The organism is Nocardia exalbida NBRC 100660 (assembly GCF_000308575.1).
GTDB lineage: Bacteria > Actinomycetota > Actinomycetes > Mycobacteriales > Mycobacteriaceae > Nocardia > Nocardia exalbida.
Map to the genome: position 1 here is coordinate 43,735 of NZ_BAFZ01000025.1, position 21,285 is coordinate 65,019.

Annotated in this window: 20 protein-coding genes and 1 riboswitch; of the genes, 13 read left to right on the forward strand and 7 right to left on the reverse strand. The window is 68.3% G+C overall.

What is annotated here, in order from left to right; translation table 11 throughout:
• Position 1: 1 nt before the first annotated feature.
• The gene (locus ON29_RS05155) at positions 2-970 is read right to left on the reverse strand and encodes an SDR family NAD(P)-dependent oxidoreductase (RefSeq protein ID WP_040864980.1); all 969 of its coding nucleotides are present in this window, start codon (positions 968-970) and stop codon (positions 2-4) included.
• A gap of 222 nt (positions 971-1,192) precedes the next feature.
• On the opposite strand from ON29_RS05155, the gene ON29_RS05160 reads away from it, so the two are divergent.
• From ON29_RS05160 to ON29_RS05175, 4 genes are all read left to right on the forward strand, one after another.
• Entirely contained in the window at positions 1,193-1,648 is a 456-nt protein-coding gene (locus tag ON29_RS05160) for a hypothetical protein (protein WP_040864981.1), read from the forward strand.
• Positions 1,649-1,702: 54 nt separating this feature from the next.
• Positions 1,703-5,065, forward strand: a complete 3,363-nt coding sequence (locus tag ON29_RS05165) for an error-prone DNA polymerase (protein WP_040864982.1) — start codon at positions 1,703-1,705, stop codon at positions 5,063-5,065.
• A gap of 87 nt (positions 5,066-5,152) precedes the next feature.
• Positions 5,153-6,145: a DUF4349 domain-containing protein gene (locus tag ON29_RS05170; RefSeq protein WP_083863248.1), complete on the forward strand. Its 993-nt coding sequence runs from the start codon at positions 5,153-5,155 to the stop codon at positions 6,143-6,145.
• Entirely contained in the window at positions 6,102-6,335 is a 234-nt protein-coding gene (locus ON29_RS05175; protein WP_040864983.1) for a DUF167 domain-containing protein, read from the forward strand. Before ON29_RS05170 ends, ON29_RS05175 begins: the two co-directional genes overlap by 44 nt.
• Positions 6,336-6,381: 46 nt before the next feature.
• Here the strand turns inward: ON29_RS05175 and ON29_RS05180 are convergent, their stop codons facing one another.
• Both ON29_RS05180 and ON29_RS05185 read right to left on the reverse strand, forming a co-directional pair.
• Positions 6,382-6,846: a tRNA (cytidine(34)-2'-O)-methyltransferase gene (locus tag ON29_RS05180; RefSeq protein WP_040864984.1), complete on the reverse strand. Its 465-nt coding sequence runs from the start codon at positions 6,844-6,846 to the stop codon at positions 6,382-6,384.
• Between the two features lie 385 nt (positions 6,847-7,231).
• Positions 7,232-7,870, reverse strand: coding sequence for a DUF4352 domain-containing protein (locus ON29_RS05185; protein ID WP_063825243.1), 639 nt, complete (start codon positions 7,868-7,870; stop codon positions 7,232-7,234).
• A gap of 282 nt (positions 7,871-8,152) precedes the next feature.
• Between ON29_RS05185 and ON29_RS05190 the strand changes: the two genes are divergently transcribed.
• Positions 8,153-8,398 carry a DUF3017 domain-containing protein gene (locus tag ON29_RS05190; protein ID WP_051174893.1) on the forward strand — a complete coding sequence of 82 codons (246 nt, stop codon included), beginning with the start codon at positions 8,153-8,155 and terminating at the stop codon, positions 8,396-8,398.
• A 41-nt stretch (positions 8,399-8,439) separates the two neighbouring features.
• Here the strand turns inward: ON29_RS05190 and ON29_RS05195 are convergent, their stop codons facing one another.
• Complete coding sequence (locus ON29_RS05195; protein ID WP_040864985.1) at positions 8,440-9,087, reverse strand: nitroreductase family protein; 648 nt, start codon at positions 9,085-9,087, stop codon at positions 8,440-8,442.
• A 69-nt stretch (positions 9,088-9,156) separates the two neighbouring features.
• On the opposite strand from ON29_RS05195, the gene ON29_RS05200 reads away from it, so the two are divergent.
• Positions 9,157-9,534: a winged helix-turn-helix transcriptional regulator gene (locus tag ON29_RS05200; protein WP_040864986.1), complete on the forward strand. Its 378-nt coding sequence runs from the start codon at positions 9,157-9,159 to the stop codon at positions 9,532-9,534.
• A gap of 57 nt (positions 9,535-9,591) precedes the next feature.
• Here ON29_RS05200 and metX read toward each other — a convergent pair whose 3' ends face one another.
• Both metX and ON29_RS05210 read right to left on the reverse strand, forming a co-directional pair.
• On the reverse strand, positions 9,592-10,749 hold the full coding sequence (gene metX / locus ON29_RS05205; RefSeq protein ID WP_083863249.1) for a homoserine O-acetyltransferase MetX: 1,158 nt from the start codon (positions 10,747-10,749) through the stop codon (positions 9,592-9,594).
• Positions 10,750-10,950: 201 nt separating this feature from the next.
• Positions 10,951-11,061, reverse strand: a riboswitch (SAM riboswitch).
• A gap of 52 nt (positions 11,062-11,113) precedes the next feature.
• Positions 11,114-11,827 carry a TetR family transcriptional regulator gene (locus ON29_RS05210; protein ID WP_083863250.1) on the reverse strand — a complete coding sequence of 238 codons (714 nt, stop codon included), beginning with the start codon at positions 11,825-11,827 and terminating at the stop codon, positions 11,114-11,116.
• A 133-nt stretch (positions 11,828-11,960) separates the two neighbouring features.
• Between ON29_RS05210 and ON29_RS05215 the strand changes: the two genes are divergently transcribed.
• The 4 genes from ON29_RS05215 (at position 11,961) to ON29_RS05230 (ending at position 17,546) form a co-directional block, all read left to right on the forward strand.
• Positions 11,961-13,454 (forward strand): MFS transporter, encoded by a 1,494-nt coding sequence (locus ON29_RS05215; protein WP_051174886.1) that lies wholly within the window; start codon positions 11,961-11,963, stop codon positions 13,452-13,454.
• Positions 13,455-13,812: 358 nt separating this feature from the next.
• The gene (locus ON29_RS05220; RefSeq protein WP_040864988.1) at positions 13,813-15,030 is read left to right on the forward strand and encodes an NADP-dependent isocitrate dehydrogenase; all 1,218 of its coding nucleotides are present in this window, start codon (positions 13,813-13,815) and stop codon (positions 15,028-15,030) included.
• 414 nt (positions 15,031-15,444) lie between these two features.
• Complete coding sequence (locus ON29_RS05225; RefSeq protein WP_051174894.1) at positions 15,445-16,617, forward strand: MFS transporter; 1,173 nt, start codon at positions 15,445-15,447, stop codon at positions 16,615-16,617.
• Positions 16,618-16,778: 161 nt separating this feature from the next.
• Positions 16,779-17,546 carry a toxin glutamine deamidase domain-containing protein gene (locus ON29_RS05230; protein ID WP_157172658.1) on the forward strand — a complete coding sequence of 256 codons (768 nt, stop codon included), beginning with the start codon at positions 16,779-16,781 and terminating at the stop codon, positions 17,544-17,546.
• Positions 17,547-17,601: 55 nt separating this feature from the next.
• On the opposite strand, the gene ON29_RS05235 is transcribed toward ON29_RS05230, so the two are convergent.
• A complete protein-coding gene (locus ON29_RS05235) occupies positions 17,602-18,243 on the reverse strand; it encodes a TetR/AcrR family transcriptional regulator (RefSeq protein ID WP_040864990.1) in 642 nt (213 codons plus the stop codon).
• Between the two features lie 330 nt (positions 18,244-18,573).
• Here ON29_RS05235 and ON29_RS05240 point away from each other — a divergent pair, with 330 nt between their 5' ends.
• The 3 genes from ON29_RS05240 to ON29_RS05250 all read left to right on the forward strand — a co-directional run bounded on the left by ON29_RS05240 (position 18,574) and on the right by ON29_RS05250 (position 21,284).
• Positions 18,574-19,791: a lipid-transfer protein gene (locus tag ON29_RS05240; protein ID WP_040864991.1), complete on the forward strand. Its 1,218-nt coding sequence runs from the start codon at positions 18,574-18,576 to the stop codon at positions 19,789-19,791.
• Positions 19,792-19,831: 40 nt separating this feature from the next.
• The gene (locus tag ON29_RS05245) at positions 19,832-20,269 is read left to right on the forward strand and encodes a type II toxin-antitoxin system Rv0910 family toxin (protein WP_040864992.1); all 438 of its coding nucleotides are present in this window, start codon (positions 19,832-19,834) and stop codon (positions 20,267-20,269) included.
• Positions 20,270-20,414: 145 nt separating this feature from the next.
• Positions 20,415-21,284, forward strand: coding sequence for a MaoC/PaaZ C-terminal domain-containing protein (locus ON29_RS05250; protein ID WP_040864993.1), 870 nt, complete (start codon positions 20,415-20,417; stop codon positions 21,282-21,284).
• Position 21,285: the final 1 nt, after the last annotated feature.

Below are 21,285 nucleotides of genomic sequence, written 5' to 3' on the forward strand. Positions count from 1 at the left end.
TTCACCAATGCGTACCGGGCACCAATCGGGCGGCCCGGCGCAAGGCCGTGCCCGTGACGCGCCGCGCGGCCGAACTGGGCCGTCGCACGGGAAGCGAGTCGACGGGTACGACCTGTTCGTCGTCGGGCTCGGTCGGCTCGCCCTTGGCCGCGGGGGAGTCGGGCAGAGCGCGGTAGTAGCGGTGCAGGACACGGTCGCGGATCTTCGGGGTGAGCAGCGCGCCGTATTCGGCGATGGTGCCCAGCGGCACGTCGATGCGCTTGGGGCGTTCGGTCAGCGCCCGCACGATGGTCGCGGCCGCCCACTCGGGCGACTCGGCGGGGCCCTGGTCGCCGCTCGGGGTGATCATCGGCGTGCGCACCAGCGGCATGTGGATGGTGGTGAACGTGACGCCGTCGGCCATGGTCTCGACGGCCGCCACCTCGGTGAACTTGTCCAACGCCGCCTTGCTGGCCAGATATGCGGAGAACCGCGGCGTGGCCACCTGCACGCCCGCGCTGCTGATATTGACGATGTGCCCGAACTTGCGTTCCCGCATCTGCGGCAGCAGGGCCAGCGTCAGCCGCAGCGCGCCGAAGTAGTTGACGGCCATGGTGCGTTCGAAGTCGTGCATCCGATCGGTGGAGCGGTGGATGGCACGGCGGATCGAACGGCCCGCGTTGTTCACCAGCATGTCGACGTGGCCGTGCTCGGCCAGGACGGTCTCGAGCACCTGGTCCACGGAGTCGGAATCGGTGACGTCGCAGGAGTATCCGTAGGCCGAGCCGCCCGCCGCCCTGATCTCGTCGACGACGGCGGTGAGTTCCTCGCCCCGGCGCGCGAGCAGGAACACCGTGGCGCCCTTGCCCGCGACCGCCAGCGCCGCCGCCCGGCCGATTCCGGAGGACGCCCCCGTGATGAGAACGTGCCGTCCGGTGAGGTCGCGGTTGCGGCGCCCGCGCCGGGCGGGTTCGGCGGATGCGTCGGTCATCGCTGCTCCTTTGCAGGTGTGGTCGAAATGAAACTTACTCTGAAGTAAGTTCCCTGCCAAGTGGCCGTGGTCACAGTCGCGAGCGCCAGGCCCGATGGCGGCGGCGTGTCGCCCGGCGCGGCTCGGCGTCTTCGAGAACCGCACGGGTGCGGGGTTTTTCCGGGTGTGCGAAACGTTCGAGCAACTGTCGAAACGTTCGAACATATGTGCGATACTCTGCGCATGTCGGACGATCGGATGGCGGAGGTGTTTGCCGCGGTGCGGCTCGGTGGCGTCGACCCGGCGGCGGGGCGGCGGGCGTTGGAAAAGCTCTGGGGTGAACTCGGCGAACACGGTGGAGCGCTGCAACGCTGCGTGGTCGCCCACCATCTCGCCGACCTCCAGGAGGAGGCCGCCGAGGCACTGCGCTGGGATCAGCGCGCGCTGGCCGCGGTGTTCGCTCCCGGCGTGCCGCTGGACGAAGGTCTGCGCGGTTTCTTGCCGTCGCTCTATCTGAACCTGGCCGACAGTCACCGCCGGGTCGGCGAGTTCGAAGTGGCCAGGATGCAATTGGCCATCGCGCGCGGGCATCTCGACGTCCTGGCCTCCGATGCCTACGGCGCGCTCATCCGGACTCGCTTGAGCGGTGTCGAAGCCGCCCTCGCCGCCGGTTCCGTCGAACGTCTTTCGGTGGCCTGACCAGCCTGTACATCGACCTGAATCGAATGTATGTTCGAGACGAGGAGGTGAGTTGTGGGCTGGGGAAACGGTCCGCCCAGCTGGGCGGAGATGGAGCGGGTGCTGTCCGGGCGCTCCGGACGGACGAATCCCGATGCGGTGGTCCAGGGCGACGGCGGCGACAGCCCGGCGTGGTCGCGCAAGCGCGGCGAGTACCGGCCCGAGCCGGTGCTGCGCGCCGCGGAACCGCCGGTCCCGTACGCGGAGCTGCACGCGCATTCGGCCTACAGCTTCCTGGACGGCGCCAGCCATCCGGAGGAGCTGGTGGAGGAGGCGGTGCGGCTCGGCTTGGCGGCGATCGCGCTCACCGATCACGACGGCTTCTACGGCACCGTCCGCTTCGCCGAGGCGGCCAAGGAGTGGGGGATGCCCACTGTCTTCGGAGCCGAACTGTCGCTCGGCACGGCATCCGAACCCCACGTTCCCGGCACCGCGCGCGGGCACGCCGCCGCACCCGACTCGGCGCCGCGCACCGGCGCGCCGGACCCGGCCGGGCCGCACCTGCTGGTGCTGGCTCGTGGCCAGGAGGGCTACCGCAGGCTCTCCCGCGAGATCGCCGCCGCGCACATGGCCGCCGGAGAGAAAGGCATCCTGCGCTACGACCTCGACACGCTCACCGCGGCGGCCGATGGGCACTGGCACATCTTGACCGGGTGCCGGAAGGGCCACCTGCGCCAGGCGCTCGAGCTCGACTTACGCAGCGGCGGCACCCGGCTCGAGCGCGCGGAAGCGGCGCTGCGTGACCTGACCGAGCGCTTCGGAACCGACCGGGTGAGCGTGGAACTCACCCATCACGGCGTCCCGGAGGACGATGAGCGCAACGCTCACCTCATCGCCTTGGCCGATCGTCTCGGCCTGCCCGTGCTCGCCACCACCGGGGCGCATTTCGCCGCGCCTGGCCAGCGTCGCCGAGCCATGGCGCTGGCGGCGATCCGGGCCAGGCAGAGCCTGGACGAGATCGCGGGCTGGCTGGCCCCGGTGGGCGGCGCGCACCTGCGGTCCGGGGCGGAGATGGCGCGGTTGTTCGCCGACTGCCCGCAGGCGGTGGCGAACGCGGCGGCACTGGCTCGCGAATGCGCCTTCGACCTGAAGCTGATCGCCCCGCACCTGCCGCCCTTCGACGTGCCCGCCGGACACGACGAGCAGTCCTGGTTGCGCGAACTCACCATGGCGGGCGCCGCGGCGCGCTACGGGCCGCCGGAGGAGAACCCGGAGGCATACCGGCAGATCGAGCACGAACTCGCGGTGATCGGCAAGCTGGAATTCCCCGGCTACTTCCTGGTGGTGCACGACATCGTCAGCTTCTGCAAGAACAACGACATCCTCTGTCAGGGTCGCGGCTCGGCGGCCAACTCCGCGGTCTGCTACGCGATCGGCATCACCAATGTCGACCCGGTGTGCAACCAGTTGCTGTTCGAGCGCTTTCTCTCCCCGGAGCGCGACGGTCCGCCGGATATCGATGTCGACATCGAATCCGACCGCCGCGAAGAGGCGATCCAGCACGTCTACCGCAAGTACGGCCGCGAGTACGCCGCGCAGGTGGCCAACGTGATCACCTATCGCGGCAAGTCCGCGGTGCGCGATGCCGCGCGGGCGCTGGGTTTTTCGCCCGGTCAGCAGGACGCGTGGAGCAAGCGGGTGAGCCGCTGGACCGGGGTCGGCGCCGAGACGAACACCGACATCCCCGCCGAGGTCCTGGAACTGGCCGCCGATATCGAGGGGTTGCCGCGGCATCTCGGCATCCACTCCGGCGGCATGGTGATCTGCGACCGGCCGATCGCCGACGTCTGCCCGGTGGAGTGGGCGCGCATGCCCGGCCGCAGCGTCTTGCAGTGGGACAAGGACGATTGCGCCGGCATCGATCTGGTGAAGTTCGACATGCTCGGCCTCGGCATGCTCTCCGCACTGCACTACATGATCGACCTGGTGCGCGAGCACAAAGGCGAGACCGTCGAGCTGCACTCGCTCGACCTGGCCGAACCCGAGGTCTACGAGATGCTCTCGCGCGCGGACTCGGTCGGCGTCTTCCAGGTCGAGTCGCGTGCGCAGATGGCCACCCTGCCCCGGCTGCGGCCGCGCAGCTTCTACGACCTGGTGGTGGAGGTGGCGCTGATCCGTCCCGGCCCGATCCAGGGCGGTTCGGTGCATCCCTACATCCGCAGGCGCAACGGTGTGGAGGACGTCGTCTACGACCATCCGGCGCTGAAGAACGCGCTGGAACGCACGCTCGGCGTGCCGCTGTTCCAGGAGCAGCTCATGCAGATGGCCGTCGACGTCGCCGGATTCACCGCTGTCGAAGCCGATCAACTGCGCCGCGCCATGGGCTCCAAGCGGTCACCGGAACGCATGAAGCGCCTCGAGGCGCGGCTCTACCAGGGCATGCGCGAGCGTCACGGCATCACCGGCGAAGTCGCCGACCGCATCTACGAGAAGCTCTACGCCTTCGCGAATTTCGGCTTCCCCGAGAGTCATTCGCAGAGCTTCGCCGCGATCGTGTACTACTCGGCCTGGTTCAAACTGCATCATCCCGCCGCCTTCTGCGCGGGTCTGCTGCGCGCCCAGCCGATGGGGTTCTACTCGCCGCAGTCGCTGGTCGCCGACGCGCGCAGGCACGCGGTCGCGGTGCACGGCCCCGACGTCAACGCCAGCAGGGCCGAGCCCACCCTCGAGGCGAAGGGCACCGAGGTGCGCCTCGGTCTCGCCGCGATCCGCCAGATCGGCGACGACCTCGCCGAACGCATCGTCACCGCCAGGGGCGAGCGGCCCTACACGTCCTTCCTCGACCTGACCGGGCGGGTGGAACTCACTGTCGCCCAGGCGGAATCGCTCGCCACGGCGGGCGCGCTCGGCAGCCTCGGCAGCACCCGCCGCGAAGCGCTCTGGGCGGCGGGCGCTGCCGCGGGCGAGCGCCCGGACCGGTTGCCCGGTACCGGCGCGGCCACCACCGCGCCCGCCCTGCCCGGGATGAGCGATCTGGAACTGGCCGCCGCCGACGTATGGGCCACGGGCGTCTCGCCGGGCAGTTATCCGACGGAGTTCCTGCGCCCGCACCTCGACACGCTCGGCGTGATACCGGCCTCCGGCCTGCTCGCCGTGCCCGACGGCTCGCGGGTGCTGGTGGGCGGCGCGGTGACGCACCGGCAGCGTCCCGCCACCGCCGAGGGCGTCACCTTCCTCAATCTGGAAGACGAAACCGGCATGGTGAACATCGTCTGCTCGCTGGGGCTGTGGCGGCGGTACCGGCGTCTCGCCCAGGGCGCAGCCGCTCTGCTCATCCGCGGCCGGGTGCAGAATGCCGAGGGCGTGGTCAGCGTGGTCGCCGAACATCTACAGCGCATGGATCTGCGGATGGCGTCCAAGTCGCGCGACTTCCGTTGAGCCGGTGCATTAAAGAAGTATTAGAAGCGTTCTAGGAAACGGTTATGCGGGGCTGTTCGCGCAGCGCAAAGGGCTACTGTGCCAGGCATGAGGAAGCTTGCTGTGCTGTGTGTCGGCGTGCTGGGGTTGAGTCTGCTCGCCGGCTGCGGTGCCGATAACCCCCAGCCCGCTCGAGACCGGACGTCGACGGCGATCACCGGGCCCGCCGCCCCCGCGCTCGTGCCGCCGGGAGCACACGAACTGGCGCCCCCGAAGCGGGACAACAACTCCGGCGGCGAGCCCGTGTCCCTACGCAAGGAAGTGGTCACCGGCAGCGTCGAGATCACCGCGGGCGCGCCCGTCGCCGCCGCGGGCGCGATCATCGACCAGGTGCGCGCCGCCGGCGGCCGGGTCGACAGCCGCACCGAGCAGCCCGGCACCGACGACACCGAGCCCAGCGCCACGCTCGTCGTCCGGCTGCCCGCGGACAAGACCGACGCGTTCATCGCGGGCCTCGGCGGGGTCGGGCTGGTCACCCGGGTCACCACCAACCGCGACGACGTCACCATGCAGTGGGAGGACCTGGACGCGCGGATCAAGGCGCTGCAAGCCTCGGTCGAGCGGCTGCGCGCGCTCATCGCGGGCGCCACCAGCACCTCCGACCTGCTCGCCGCCGAACAGGCGCTGTCCAGCCGCCAGGGCGAACTGGACAGCCTCACCGCGCAGAAGCGGCGGCTCGACGACCAGGTCGCCCTGTCCACGCTGACCATCGAGATCACCACCGATAAGAACAAGCCCGGCGACGACCCCGACAGCTTCTGGGACGGCATCGTCGCGGGCTGGAACTCCCTGGTGGACTGGCTGCGGGACGCGGTCGTGTTCAGCGGCAAGGCGATTCCGTGGCTCGGCTTCCTGGCGGTGGCGGCCGCCGTGCTGTGGGGCATCGTGCGCCTGGTGCGCCGCCGCCGGAAGCCCGCCTCGGGTGCGGGAGAATCAGCGCCCGCGAAGTCCGCGAGCAGCGCCGCCGAGGGCGCGGAAACCAGCGCAGGAGGCAAGCGTGCCGACGGTGGTCAGGGCGACGATCAAACCGAACAGCCGTAAGGGCCCGCTGGTGGAAACCCTCGACGACGGCAGCCTGCACCTGTACGTGCGGGCTCCGGCCGTCGAGGGCAAAGCCAACAAGGCGGCCATCGAGTTGCTCGCCGAACACTTCGGAGTCGCCAAGTCCGCCGTCCGGCTGGCGGCGGGCGCGACATCGCGCTTCAAACGATTCGAGATCGACCTACCCTGACACGCTGTCTCGCTGTGGGTTCCGCACAGAAGATGGACGGAGCGGATCAGACACCGCCGGGGAATCCGAGTTGACGCCAGGCTTCGTAGACGGTGACGGCGGCAGCATTGGAGAGGTTCATGGAGCGACGGCCGGGCACCATCGGGATGCGCAGCCGGTCGGTGACGTGCGGGTCCGCCAGCACCTCCGCGGGCAGGCCGGTGGGCTCGGTGCCGAACAGCAGCACGTCGTTCTCGCGGTAGGCCACCTCCGTGAACCGAGTGGTGGCCTGCGTCGTGAACGCGAAGACCCGCTCCGGCCGCAACGCCTCCCACGCCGCCGCCAGATTCGCATGCACCGTCACCGACGCCAGATCGTGGTAATCCAACCCCGCCCGGCGCAACTTCGGCTCCGACAGATCGAACCCCAACGGCTCGATCAGATGCAGATGGCACCCGGCCCCCGCGACCAACCGGATCGCGTTGCCGGTATTCGGCGGAATGCACGGCTCGTGGAACATCAGATGGAACACGGGTGCCAGTCAATCAGGTTGGCGAGAGCGACCGACGATCAGTCGGGCAGCTTTCGCACCAACTCGGCCATCCGCAACAGATCTGTCCGGGTGAGATCGATGGCCTCGATTTCGTCGTTGGCGATGGATTCCAGGAACGTGGCCTCGGTAGAAGGCCCGACCCGCGTTTCCGTTGCCTACGCACTACCCTTGCCTGCCGCTGGATAGTCCGGCCTTTCGCGGTGCGGCCGACGTTCCGCGAGTGGTGATCCTCGGCTCGTGGAACATCGGATGGAACACGGGTGCCAGTCGATCAGGTGGGCATCCATCCGAGTGACCGTGGATCAGACCGCGAACTGGGGAGATTCCCCTCCCTTGCCGGAAGGGGAGCCCCTCGCGTCATCCGTCACCGCAGAGACGCCCGCGCCCCTCCGGAGAACGCAGAATCGTGGAACTCGATCTGGGCTGGTTCCGCGTCGGGCGAGACATCGAAGACCAAGACGACGTTCAACTTGTTGCCGGGATTGATCTCGGCTCCGATCACCCCGCTGTCGTTCACGTTGATTTCGGCGGTCGTATCGTTAGTGAACTGTCGTCCCTGGCTGTCGATCAGCTTTTGGTTCTGGCCGAAGTAGGTTTGCGGCTTGTTTCCGGTGTTGGTGACCGTCACCCGAACCAGGACGAATTTGCCCTGAGCATCCTTCTTCAAATATGGATTCGTTCCGACCGACGGCACACCCGCCTCTACACCGGTCACCACGAAGCCGAACTTCCCATCGCGGACTTCCGTGCCCAAGGGTGCCGCATCGGATTTTGCAGGGGCCGCCGGTCCGCCTGATGCGGCCGCGTGGTTGCCGGTGCTCGACGCAGAGTCCTTGGTGTCGTTGGCGGCAAGGCTGACAATGCCGAAGCAGCCACCGCACAGCAGAATTAGCCCCCCGATCAGAACCCATGGCCAGATCCGGCGTTTCCGCGGCGGCTGGGGCGGGTACGGGTAAGAAGGCTGATTCTGCCCGTAGGGCGGAGGTGGTGGCTGTTGGACCATCGTGGACCTTTCCTGATGAGCCGGGAGGCTCTGACCCCCCGGACGATTCCGAGGAGTTCTATCAGTCCCGGCCATCGCCGGGATAGGGAACGGCGGACGGTTTTAGCCCCTAACCTGCGCGTTGGTGGGATTCGTCCGGATCGCTTGGCGTTTCTCCGGGCTCAGAGACCTCCGGCGGGCCCGGAACGGCGGGTCTGCAAGAATCGGGGGGTGACCGATGCCGACGCGCCTATCTCCGGGCGCCGCAGTGCGGGGGCGCAGTTTCTGCGCTCCCAGCTGCCGATGGTGGTTGTGACGCTGGTCATCGTGGTGGCGGTGGTGTTCGTCGCGTCCGATCGGTGGCGGCGCGGGGCGTTCTTCTTCGGTGGTGCGACGCTGTTGGCGGCGGCGTTCCGGCTGTGCCTGCCGACCGCGCGGGTCGGGCTGCTCGCGGTGCGCAGCAAGCCCTTCGATGTGGGCGCGCTGACGCTGCTCGGCTCGAGCATCCTGTTCCTGGCGGCCACGATCAACACGCTCGGCGTCGGCTGACCGCTCGGGAAGGGGCGCCCCCGCCGGGTCGCCCAGCGGGGTCAGCGGGCGGCCGCGTATCGCTCGGCGAAAACCGTCCGCTCGCGCGGACGGCGGCCGGGATGAGGCGGAACGGTGTCGCTGTAACCGACCGTGACCAGGACCGCGACAGCCAGATCGGCGCGATCGCCGACGCCGACGGCATGCTTCACCAGTTCGGCGTCCCACCCGTTCATCGGGGCCGAGGCCAGTCCGAGGCCGGTGGCCGCCAGCATCGCGTAGGTGGCCGCGATCATCGCGTTCTTCACCGCGTTCTCCCGCAGCAGGCCGTGCCGTTCGAGCGCGTGATACTCCGCGCGGGTGTCGAACATGGCGGTGAAGTCGGCGTTCCACGCGCCGCTGCGGCCGGCGAGTTCGGCGATATCGGCATTGCCCGCGCGCCAGGCGTCGACATCGGCGAGGAAGACCAGCACCACCGGCGCCTCGAGCGGTTGGGGCTGGCCGAACGCGGCTTCGTGCAGGGCCCGGCGGCCGGCTTCGCCGGTCACCACGACGACCGACCGGTCCTGCATGTTCCAGGCGCTCGGGGCCTGCATGGTCAGGTCGAGGAGTTCTTCGAGCAGCTCCGGCGCTACCGGATCGGCCCGGTAATGCCGGACGGTGCGGCGGGTTCGAATGGCTTCGGCGACCGAAAGCGTCTGCGTTTCCATGATTCTTACTATCGGAGAGTGACACTCGAATAGGAAGAAGGCACTAAATAGTGCGCTACACTCCGAAAGGTGCCCACATACCTCGAAGGTTCCGGTCTCCCCGCGGACGTGTACTCCGCGAAGTGCCCTACGCGGGAGGTTCTCGACCACATCGCGGGCAAATGGACGGTGCTGATCATCGACGCACTCGCGGACGGCACCATGCGCTACACCGATCTGCGCAACCGCATCGAGGGCATCTCCCAGAAGATGCTGACGCAAACTCTGCGGCAATTGGAGGCGGACGGATTCGTCACGCGCACAGTGCATCCGACGGTCCCGCCCCGGGTCGACTACACCCTCACCGACCTCGGCCACAGCCTGCGCACGCCGATCGCGGCGCTGCGGGATTGGATCGAGAGCAACATCAACCGGATCGAGGCGGCGCGACGAGGCGCGGCGCTCTGAGCGCGGGGCGGACAGTGCTCGGAACGTCGCGCGCGGACGCTTCGGCGCGGCGGACCTTCAGCGTTCGGGTCGCACACCCGCCCGGGCTAGTCGCATGGTCTCGGTCAGCAGCTTCGAGACCGCCGCCGCCTCGGTGAGGAATCCGTCGTGCCCGTCGCGGGAGTGCACGACTTCCAGTCCGTCGCAACCGGGCAGCAGATCGGCGAGTTCCTGCTGGGTCCGCAGCGGGTACAGCCGGTCGGAGTCGACGCCGCCGACCACGCACGGCACCGGCGTCGCCGCGAGCGCCGCCTCGATGCCGCCCCGGCCCCGGCCGACGTCGTGCCGGTTCATCGCCTCGGTCAGCAGCACGTAGGTGGCGGGATCGAAGCGCTTGCACAGCTTTTCGGCCTGGTGGTCCAGGTAGCTCTGCACCGCGTAGCGGCCGCCGTGTCGCGGGTCCTCGTCGCCCTGGGGCTTGTTCTCGAACCGGTGGTCGAGCTCGAATTCGGTGCGGTAGGTCAGGTGTGCGATCCGCCGGGCCAGGGCCATGCCCGTCAGCGGGGCGCGGCCGGTGCCGTGATAGTCGCCGCCCTGCCAGTCCGGATCGGCCTTGATCGCCGCGATCTGGGTGGTCTGGGTACCGATCTGGTCGGCGGTGGCGCGGGCGCCGACCGCGAGCACCAGCGCCGCGGCGACCCGCTCCGGTGCGCCGACCATCCACTCCAGCACCCGCATGCCGCCCATCGACCCGCCGACAACGGCGGCGAGCCGCTCGACACCGAGCACGTCGAGCAGAGCGGCCTCGGCGGTCACCTGATCGCGAATGGAGATCTCGGGAAACCTTGCGCCCCAAGGCTTCCCGTCCGGCGCGGGACTCGACGGCCCGGTGCTGCCCTTGCAGCCGCCGAGCACGTTCGTCGCGATCACACACCATTCGTCGGTGTCCAGCGGAGCACCCGGGCCGACCATGCCGTCCCACCAGCCGGGCATCTCGTGCACGTCGTCGGGCTTGCCGACGACGTGCGAGTCGCCGGTCAGCGCGTGCTCGACCAGCACGATGTTGTCCAGTCCGGGGGAGAGTTCACCCCAGCGCTGCACCGCGAGGTGGACGTCCGGGATGACCGCGCCGTTCTCCAGTCGCACGTCCCCGATGGCGATGGTGCCGAGCTGTCCATCCGGGGGCGGCAGGACGTTGCCGGAGGTCCGCGTGCTCGGTTCGGTGCTCACGGTCACGTCGCCGCCGTCGCGAAGCCGGCGCGTAGATCGCCCGGAATGTCCACGGTGGCGGCCACGCGGCTGTACGGCGCTGCCGGGTCCCGCTCGGTCCCGGGCGCGGTGAATTCACTCATGGTTTGCTCCCAAAAGGTGTTCGCCGGTACAGCAAGGGTTAGCGGTGTGTGGGTAACGAACAACAACACATGCCGGCGACCTCCTGTTACGCGCTTGCTCCCGACTCTCGGGAGCCAGGTCATCACCCGGAGCACCCCACCGCGGTTGGAGGGTTGCCGACCAGCGAGCCGGGGCTTGACGCTGGTACTCATAACCTGCCCGGCATCATAACCGGCGGGCGGTCGGCGTCCGAAATCCTCCGCCGAACTCACTGGTCCGAGACGGTCGCCGCCCCGCAGCAGGTGCGTACGAATTCGTCGTACGCCTCGGTGAACGCGGTGCGCCCGGCCCTGGTCGCGGTCGCAAGGTCCTCGTCGAGGAACGCATCGTCGGAGCACTCCATGCCGATGTGGCCGATCAGTTGCCAGGTGCCGACGAGTAGCCGCACCGCGCGCGCGTCCGGTTCGGTGCCGAGGCGCTCGGCGACCACCGCCGCGATCGCCGTGTTCTTGTCGTCGGCGAGTTCCGTGCTGCGCGCGCTGACCGAAGGGCTGCTGCGCAGGATCCGTTGCATCTTCTGGAACTGCCGGAACGACAACGGGTCGGCCTCGCCACCCTCGGCGGCTTGATCGACCACGTGCAGGAAGGCCGCGAGCAGCGCCTGTAGTTCGTTGCCCGTGCGTGGCTGCTCGCGCAGCGTCTCGGCGATCGTGCGCCCGAAATCCTGGACCGGCCCGAGGACGATGTCCTCTTTGCTCTCGAAATAACGGTTGATCGTGCGCGGCGAGACGTCCGCCACATTGGCGATCTGCTCGATCGTGGTCGCGTCGAAGCCCTGCGTGTCGCACAGATCCAGGGCGGCCGCGATGATGCGCAACCTCGTCTGCTGCTTCTTGCGTTCGCGCAGCCCTGGGGTCGCGGGGGCGCTCGCGGCGCGGTCGGCCGCAGCGCTCGCGCCCATCGGCGTCGATGACTCGAGCATGACCCCATGGTAACGCAACCTGTTGTTTTCCTGTCCTTAACGGTCAAATGTCGTACTACGACACTTTTCTCTTGACGACAAATGTCGCTCGATGACAGGATGGTCTCCGACATCGAAGGACGAGGAGACGACCGTGACGGAACCCGGGACAGCGGCGCACGCGCCGCGGAAATCGGCCGCTTCAGCGCGCTGGCTCGCGCTGACCGTGATCGCATTGGCCCAGCTCATGGTGGTGCTGGACGCCACCATCGTGACCATCTCGCTGCCGTTCGCGCAGCGTGATCTCGACATCAGCGACGGCAACCGGCAATGGATGCTCACCGCTTACACGCTGATCTTCGGCGGCTTGCTGCTGCTGGGCGGCAGGCTGGCCGACTACCTCGGCCGCCGCCGGATCTTCATCGTCGGCCTGATCGGCTTCGCGGGCGCTTCGGCGCTGGCCGGGCTCGCTCAAACCGGCGCGGAACTGTTCGCCGGGCGCGCGTTGCAGGGCGCGTTCGCCGCGCTGCTGGCCCCGGCCGCGCTCTCGCTGCTGTCGGTGACCTTCACCGAGCCCGGAGAGCGGGCAACCGCGTTCGGCGTGTTCGCGGGCATTTCCGCGGGCGGCGCGGCGCTCGGCCTGATCGCGGGCGGCGCGCTCACCGAGTACGCCTCGTGGCGCTGGTGCCTGCTGGTCAACACGCCGATCGCGCTGCTCGCGCTGGTCGGGGCGCTGGCATGGGTGGCGAAGGACGTGCCTGCGCCGCGCAGCGGGGGTTATGACGTGCCCGGTGCCGTCACGGTGACGCTCGGCCTGATCGCCATCGTCTACGGCTTCAGCCGCGCCGCCGACGACGGCTGGCTGGCGGGCAGCACCTTGGGGCTGCTCGTCGCCGGACTGGCTCTGCTCGTCGCCTTCGTGGCGATCGAACGGCGCTCCTCGAACCCGCTGCTGCCACTGCACATCCCGGGTGAGATCAACCGCGGCGGCGCCTTCCTCGCCGCGCTGCTCATCCCGATCGCGATGTTCGCGATGTTCCTGTTCCTGAGTTTCTACTTCCAGATCACGCTCGGCTACTCCGCGCTGAAGGCGGGCTTCGCGTTCCTGCCCTTCCCGGCGGGCATCGCGATCTCGGCGGGTGTCACCAGCGCTCTGCTGCCGAAGCTCGGCCCGCGTCCGCTGATGCTGGCCGGCGCCGTGCTGGGCGTCATCGGCCTGCTGCTGCTGGCCCAGCTGAGCTATGGCGACAGCTTCCTGGCCGGCGTGCTGCCCGCGCAGGTGCTCATCGCGCTCGGGATGGGCCCGTTGTTCGTCGGCATGCAGACGGTCGCGCTGCATCAGGTCGAGGAAGCGGACTCCGGTGTCGCCTCCGCGCTGCTGAACGCGGCGCAGCAGGTCGGCGGCGCGGTCGGGACGGCGCTGCTGACCACGATCTCGGTGCAGGTCGCGAAGTCCTTCGCGCAGGACAACCCGGGCATCGACAACCTGGCCGCGCGGGCCGCGATCCACAGCTACGACGTGGCCTTCTACGTCGGCGCCGGGTTCTTCCTCGCGGCCGTCCCGATCATCGCGCTGATGATCCGGGACCGGCCGGAGAACCTGATCGAAGGTTCCGAGGAGGGGGCCCGGATCCCGGTCGGGGTCTGATCCACCGCGAACGAGGTCCGCGCGACGCCGGTGAGGCCGCGCGGACCTCGTCGTGTGCCGGATGGTTGCCGGGCTCGGACGGAAGGCGGATCATGGCGACGACGGTTGCGTGGACGCCCTTCGCGGTGCTCGAAGCCGTCGCAGACCTACCAATCGGTAACAAAGGTGGCGCAGCTCACTCCGGGGGCTGCCCGTGCGGTGAGGACTCGGGCAGCAGTACGCTCGTCTTGTTTGCACCACACGTCTCGCCGACAACGCGGGACATATACGTTGTCTGTTGGAACAGCTGGGGTCCGCTCACAAGCGTGTTCGCCTGGCCGTGCAATGAGGGCACCATCCTAGGAGGACACGAAGATCCATGTCCAAGATCAAGGTTGAAGGCACCGTCGTAGAACTCGACGGCGACGAGATGACCCGGATCATCTGGCAGTTCATCAAGGACAAGCTGATCCACCCCTATCTCGATGTGAACCTGGAGTATTACGACCTGGGCATCGAGTACCGCGACAAGACAGACGACCAGGTCACCGTCGACGCCGCCGAAGCCATCAAGCGGCACGGTGTCGGTGTGAAGTGCGCCACCATCACCCCGGACGAGGCGCGGGTCAAGGAATTCGGCCTCAAGAAGATGTGGCGTTCGCCCAACGGCACCATTCGCAACATTCTGGGCGGCACCATCTTCCGTGCCCCGATCATCATCTCGAACGTTCCCCGGCTCGTTCCCGGCTGGACCAAGCCGATCATCATCGGCCGCCACGCGTTCGGCGACCAGTACCGCGCCACCGACTTCAAGGTGTTCCAGGGCGGCACCGTCACCTTGACCTTCACCCCGGACGACGGCAGCGAGCCGATCGTGCACGAGGTCGTGAAGATGCCCGAGGACGGCGGCGTCGTCATGGGCATGTACAACTTCCGCAAGTCCATCGAGGATTTCGCGCGGGCGTCGTTCAACTACGGCCTGCAGCAGAACTACCCGGTGTACATGTCGACGAAGAACACCATCCTGAAGGCCTACGACGGCATGTTCAAGGACACCTTCCAGGACATCTTCGACGCCGAGTTCAAGAGCCAGTTCGACGCCGCGGGCCTGACCTACGAGCACCGCCTCATCGACGACATGGTGGCCTCCTCCATGAAGTGGGAGGGCGGCTACGTCTGGGCGTGCAAGAACTACGACGGCGACGTGCAGTCCGACACCGTGGCCCAGGGCTTCGGTTCGCTCGGCCTGATGACGTCGGTGCTGCTCACCCCGGACGGGCAGACCTGTGAGGCCGAGGCCGCGCACGGCACCGTCACCCGGCACTACCGCCAGCACCAGCAGGGCAAGCCGACCTCGACCAACCCGATCGCGTCCATCTTCGCCTGGACCCGAGGGCTCGAGCACCGCGGCAAGCTGGACAACACCCCGGAGGTCATCGGCTTCGCGCAGACCCTCGAGGACGTGGTCATCAAGACCGTCGAGGGCGGCCAGATGACCAAGGACCTCGCGCTGCTCGTCGGCGGGGACCAGGGCTACCTGAGCACCGAGGAATTCCTCGGCGCCCTGGACGCCAACCTGGCTCGCGCACTGCGCTGAGTTCGCGGGCGCCGACAAGGCGCCGAACCGCGGGGCCGAGCCGTATCGCTCGGCCGACTCCGGCGCTGGGTGCTCACCCAGCGCCGGGCTGAACATCGGGCACCCGCCCCACCCACCGGTGGAACGGGTGCCCGCACTGTTTCGCCCACCAGCGCCCGGGTGAAGCCGGCCGCCCCGTTGCCGCGTTCGACCTCCGCCTCGAACAGCCGCAGCAGCGGGGGATGCGCGACGGGTGTAGCGGTTCAGGACGATTCGCGGGGTCGACAAGCGTCGTTCATCGACGTCACGGTGGGCGAACTCACGTTCGCCCGGGAAGCGGATACGGGCCGGGACCGGTTACATGAACACGTGACCAGCCCCGTGACGACCAGCACCGCCGCCCCACCCGGACGAACCGCTTGGCATGTACCGGCCATGCTGGCACTGGCCCTCGGTGGATTCGGGATCGGGACGACCGAATTCGTCACCATGGGTTTGCTGCCGGACATCGCCTCGGATATGCACGTCTCCGAGCCCACCGCGGGGCACGCGGTATCGGCCTACGCGCTCGGCGTGGTGATCGGCGCGCCGTTGATCGCGGCGCTGTGCGCGCGGGTGGCACGCAAGCGGCTGCTCATCGCGCTCATGGCGGCGTTCACGGTTGGCAACGCGGCGTCCGTGGTGGCACCCTCGTTCGAGACGCTGGTCGCGGCGCGGTTCGTGTCGGGATTGCCACACGGCGCCTACTTCGGCGTCGCCTCGCTGGCCGCGGCCACTCTCGCCCCGGCGGGACAGCGGGCCAAAGCGGTTGCGGCGGTTATGCTGGGGTTGAGCGCCGCCAACGTCGTCGGCGTTCCCGCAGCTACCTGGCTCGGGCAGCATCTCGGCTGGCGCGACGCGTTCGTGGTGGTCGCCTTGATCGGTGTCTGCACCGTGGCCGCGCTGCTGCGTTTCGTGCCGGTACTCACCGGCATCACCATGACCGATCCGATCACCGAACTCGGCGCGCTGCGGCGTCCGCAGGTGCTGTTGACGTTGCTGGTCGGCGCGGTCGGGTTCGGCGGCATGTTCGCCGTCTACACCTACATCGCGACCACGCTCACCGACGTCGCCGGTCTGCGGGCCGGGGCGGTCCCCCTGGTGTTGATGCTGTTCGGCGTGGGCATGGTGATCGGAAACATCGTCGGCGGTGTGCTCGCCGACCGCGGCGTGGACCGTGCCATCTCGGTGTCGATGGTCGCGATGACCGTCATCCTCGCTGGATTCGTCGCCGCCGCGCACAACCCCTATACCGCGGCCTTCGGCGCGTTGCTGGTCGGCGCATCCGGGGCCGCGCTGGCGCCCGGGCTGCAAACGCGTCTGATGGATGTCGCGGCGGATGCCCAGACCCTCGCCGCCGCCCTCAACCACGCCGCTCTGAACATCGCCAACGCCGCCGGAGCCTGGCTCGGCGGCCTGGTCATCGCCGCGGGCCTGGGTTACACGGCCCCGGCCGTGGTCGGCGCCGCCTTGGCCGCGACCGGCGTGTTGCTGTTCGCGGTGACGGTCTGGACCGCGCGGAAATCGCGGGACCGAACAGCGGGCGGCACGGTGGCAGTGCCGCAGTAGCGCTTTCGCTCGTCATCCGGTGACGGGCGCGAGCGGTGACAAGATAACGGTAAGGGGACTGTAAGCCGCCCGTTGGACCGTGGCCGTATGAATTCCCACGGTTCGCCGAAGTCGGGATGAAGGGTCCGCTGTCCGCGGCCTTCGATGAGGTACGCCGAAAGTTGAGGGGGCTGCTCGGAACTCCGGCGGACTCCGATGGTGGGCGCCGCACCGCGGGCGAGGCACTGGGCCAGTTCTACCGGGAGAAAGGCGAGACCTTGCGCACGGGGGCGCAAGAGTTCGACCGAGCCGATAGGGAAGGCGCGGCAGCGATCGCGGGGATCGGCCCTGCGCGGACCGGGGCGACGCCCGCTGGGGCGACCGGATCGACCGCGATCCCACTCGCCGAGATACGCCCGGCCGGGGTGTCCCGGTTGATTCGCAACGCCCATCAGCCGACGCCGGTGGAGGCGGATGCCATGCGGCGAGCCCACGCGGCCCAGGCCACGATCTTGTCCCGGATCATCGACCGGCCGCCGACCCTCGCCGAGGTGCGTGAACTGCTGCTGCTGGTCAACCCGACGAGGTCACGGACGGCGGGCAACTGCATGGAATGCTCTTGGGCGGTGCGCGACATCCTGGCCGGACGTCCCGCCGTCGCCGGGCCGAGCGGTGCCCAGAAGTTCATCGAGCCCTCGACAGAACGTTTCCACGGCGACAGCCATCGCGAGATCCATGAAGCGATATCCGAGAACCTGCAGGAATCCGGGCACAACGCGATCATGTCGGGCAACCGGTACTCCGATGCCTTCGGTCATCACTACAACGTCGCCAACATCGACGGAGACATCTACTATCTCGACGGCCAAACCGGCATCGTGACGGAGGACAACATCGTTCCCGACGGCGACTATTACGTCGTGTTCCCGACGTTCGACAACCGCGCCTGACAACGCGCGGGCGGGCGCCGGTGGAAGCAGCGGAATCCGGACTCGCCGCTGAGGACTATTCGGCGGGGCGGCGGGCGAGCGCGCGGCCCGCGATCTCGTGCAGGTGCGCCGAGGCGCGGCGCCAGCGGCGCCGGGCGCGTTCGTCGTCCGGATCGACGAAATTCGAGATCAGGATGCCGCGCAGCGCGTCCATGGCCGTGTAGATGAAGTCGCGCGCCTCCTTGCGGCGCACGTCGTCCGGCACGAAACGGGCGACCGCCAGCAGGACGGCGTTGTTGACGAACGGCTCGACCTTCTCCATCGCCGCGGCCAGCACCGGATCGGTGCGCCCCGCCACCCACAGTTCGACGGTCGCGATGAACAGCGGACCCTGGTGCAGGTCCCACAGGAACTCCAGCGCCGCCGTCACCGGATCGTCGCCGGCTTCGACCCGCGACATCTCCCGCATGGCGGTCTCGGCGCGCAACTGCGCCAGATGACTGATCGCGGCCACCACGAGATCGGTTTTCGAGCCGAAGTGATGCACTTGGGCTCCGCGAGTCACCCCCGCGCGTTCGGCCACCCGTGGCGTCGTGGTGCCGGAGTATCCGTACTCGACCAGGCAGTCCACCGTCGCGTCCAGCAGGCGGGTGCGCATCTCGGTGCTGCGCTGCTCCTGCGTCCGGCGCTGCTGCTTCACGACTACGCTCCTGGCCATCGCTCGATCTTACACTTACATACACTGCTGTATGTTCTGGTCGGCCGAGGGGATGCGCCCTGGCTCGGAAATCGTCCGATGCGCGCCTGCTCCGCCCGCGCGACCGTCATGGTCATCGATCCACCGGCGATTATCTGATCAGATCGATCCAGCCCGGTAATCAGAGAACATGCATGTCTCACTGTATGTAGCAGGTGAGACGCAATCAGCTGGTTACCGGCATGGAGCTTGCGCTGCCGCACAAATCTCTTGCCCACTTACATACAACCTTGTATGTTTGTTTTCACTCGTTCGGCCGCCTCGCGGCGTACGTACAAACTGAGGAGTTCGATGGCGAACAAGGTCTACGTGGTCGGTGTCGGGATGACGAAGTTCGAGAAGCCGGGCCGCCGCATGGTCGAGGAAGCCGACGGCACCACCCGCGCGTGGGACTACCCGGACATGGCCCGGGAATCCGGAACCAAGGCGCTCGCCGACGCGGGAATCGACTACAACCTGGTGGAACAGGCCTACGTCGGTTATGTCTACGGCGAATCCACCTCCGGGCAGCGTGCCGTCTACGAACTCGGCATGACCGGCATCCCGGTGGTCAACGTGAACAACAACTGCTCCACCGGCTCGACGGCGCTCTACCTTGCCGCGCAGGCGATCCGGGGCGGTCTGGCGGAATGCACGCTGGCGCTCGGCTTCGAGAAGATGCAGCCCGGCTCGCTCGGATCCACCTGGGACGACCGCGAGCAGCCCATGGCCAAGCACATCATGGCGCTGGCGGAGATCTCCGAGGTGCTGTTCCCGGTGGCGCCGTGGATGTTCGGCGCCGCGGGGCGCGAGCACATGAAGCAGTACGGCACCACCGCAGAGCATTTCGCCAAGATCGGCTACAAGAACCACAAGCACTCGGTGAACAACCCGTTCTCGCAGTTCCAGGACGAGTACACCCTCGACGACATCCTCGCCTCGCGGATGATCTACGACCCGCTCACCAAGCTGCAATGCTCGCCGACCTCCGACGGGTCCGGTGCGGTCATCCTCGCCGGTGAGGACTTCGTCGACGCCCACGACCTCGCCGGGCAGGCGGTGGAGATCGTCGGCCAGGCGATGACCACCGACTTCGCCTCGACCTTCGACGAGACCGCCAAGAACCTGATCGGCTACGACATGAACGTCCAGGCCGCGCGGAAGGTCTACCAGCAGGCGGGGCTCGGCCCGGAGGACTTCCAGGTCATCGAGTTGCACGACTGCTTCTCGGCCAACGAACTGCTGCTCTACGAAGCGCTCGGGCTGTGCGGCGAGGGCGAGGCGGGACAGCTGGTCGACGACGGTCAGACCACCTACGGCGGCAAATGGGTGGTCAACCCCTCCGGCGGCCTGATCTCGAAGGGGCATCCGCTCGGCGCGACGGGGCTCGCCCAGTGCTCGGAGCTGACCTGGCAGCTGCGCGGCGCCGCGGACAAGCGGCAGGTGGACGGCGTCACCGCCGCCCTGCAACACAACATCGGCCTCGGCGGCGCTGCCGTCGTCACCGCCTACCAGCGCGCCGATCGCTGACGCGGCCCGGCCGCGGACGAACTCGACGAGGAGTCGACACATGGGACACATCGAAGCCACCAAGGACGTCAACGCCGCCCCGGAAGCTCTGTGGGCGGTCGTCTCCGACCCGCAGACCTGGGACAAATGGTTCACCATCCACGAGCGCTTCATGGAGGAGCCGCCCGCTGTGCTCACCGAGGGCGTCAAGCTGGTCGCCAAGATCGTGATGCTCGGCATGGCGAACAAGCTGGAGTGGACCATCGTCTCGGTGGACGCGCCGCACAAGCTGACCCTCGGCGGCACCGGCATGGCCGGGGTGAAGACCGAGTTCACCTTCGATATCCGGCCCAACGGCGAGGGAAGCAGCATCCTGGTGTCCGGTGACTTCGAGGGCGCCCTGATCAAGGGCGCGCTCGGCAAAGCGGTGGAGAAGGACGGCGTCAAACAGCTGGACCGATCACTCGAACAACTCGACGCCTTGGCCGCAGCGGCATGAGCGGTCAGGCCCGGAGGCGGCAGCGGAGCGTGACCACGCAGGGCCCCCGCTCATGCCGAATCGGACACGGCATGAGCGGTCAGGCCCGGAGGCGGCAGCGGAGCGTGACCACGCAGGGCCCCGCTCGTGCCGGAGAGGAGTCGGCATGAGTACCACCGCCCGCATCGCCGAGTTCGACGACAGTGGTTTGGAAACCTGGTCCGACGAGGAGCGTTTCGAGGTCACCGCCGCACGCGTGGCGGAGTACGCGGCCGCGACGAACGATCCGATCGCCGCGCATCTGGCCGGTACGGTGGCCGCGCCGGTGTTCGCGATCGTCCCGGTCTTCGAGGCCATGATGATGCCCGTCATCGATGTCGCGCCGATGGACATCTTCGGCCGGGTCGTGCACGGGGAGCAGGATTTCCACTTCCACCGCGCGATCCGGCCCGGCGACCGGCTGGTGTCGCGCGCCAAGGCGATCGGCTACACCAGCCGACCGAACGGGACCACCATCACCATCCGCATCGAATGCCGCACCGACGCGGGCGAACCGGTCAACGACCAATACCTGACCGCCTTCTTCCGCAATATCGACGCGGGCGCGACGGTCGGCGCGGCCGCTCCGGCGCACAAGTTCGACGAACGGCTGCGCGAGCAGGATCCGGTCGCCGTGGTGGCGCAGCACGTGGACCATGACCAGACCTTCCGTTACGCACCGGCTTCCGGTGATCCGGTGCCGCTGCACCTGGACGAACAGGTTGCCAAGGATGCCGGACTGCCCGGCATCATCGCGCACGGGTTGTGCACCATGGCGTTCGCGTCCTGGGCGGTGCTCACGGAGGTCGCGGAGTCGGATGTGCATAGGCTCCGGCGGTTCGCGGTGCGCTTCGCCAAGCTGGTCTTCCCCGGTGACGAGCTGGAGACCCGCATCTGGAAGGCAGGCTCCTCCGACGGGATCACCCGCTACGCCTTCGAGACCGTGCGCGGCGACGATGTCGTGCTCAGCGACGGACTGGCCGAGATCGCCGACTGAT

Coding starts and splice junctions, on each gene's coding strand:
- ON29_RS05195 (WP_040864985.1), bottom strand. CDS start 9,087: ATGGAAACGCAGACGCTTTCGGTCGCCGAAGCCATTCGAACCCGCCGC.
- ON29_RS05210 (WP_083863250.1), bottom strand. CDS start 11,827: ATGCTCGAGTCATCGACGCCGATGGGCGCGAGCGCTGCGGCCGACCGC.
- ON29_RS05170 (WP_083863248.1), top strand. CDS start 5,153: ATGAGGAAGCTTGCTGTGCTGTGTGTCGGCGTGCTGGGGTTGAGTCTG.
- ON29_RS05225 (WP_051174894.1), top strand. CDS start 15,445: ATGCTGGCACTGGCCCTCGGTGGATTCGGGATCGGGACGACCGAATTC.
- ON29_RS05240 (WP_040864991.1), top strand. CDS start 18,574: ATGGCGAACAAGGTCTACGTGGTCGGTGTCGGGATGACGAAGTTCGAG.
- ON29_RS05245 (WP_040864992.1), top strand. CDS start 19,832: ATGGGACACATCGAAGCCACCAAGGACGTCAACGCCGCCCCGGAAGCT.
- ON29_RS05155 (WP_040864980.1), bottom strand. CDS start 970: ATGACCGACGCATCCGCCGAACCCGCCCGGCGCGGGCGCCGCAACCGC.
- ON29_RS05220 (WP_040864988.1), top strand. CDS start 13,813: ATGTCCAAGATCAAGGTTGAAGGCACCGTCGTAGAACTCGACGGCGAC.
- ON29_RS05250 (WP_040864993.1), top strand. CDS start 20,415: ATGAGTACCACCGCCCGCATCGCCGAGTTCGACGACAGTGGTTTGGAA.
- ON29_RS05160 (WP_040864981.1), top strand. CDS start 1,193: ATGTCGGACGATCGGATGGCGGAGGTGTTTGCCGCGGTGCGGCTCGGT.
- ON29_RS05235 (WP_040864990.1), bottom strand. CDS start 18,243: ATGGCCAGGAGCGTAGTCGTGAAGCAGCAGCGCCGGACGCAGGAGCAG.
- ON29_RS05185 (WP_063825243.1), bottom strand. CDS start 7,870: ATGGTCCAACAGCCACCACCTCCGCCCTACGGGCAGAATCAGCCTTCT.
- ON29_RS05190 (WP_051174893.1), top strand. CDS start 8,153: ATGGTGGTTGTGACGCTGGTCATCGTGGTGGCGGTGGTGTTCGTCGCG.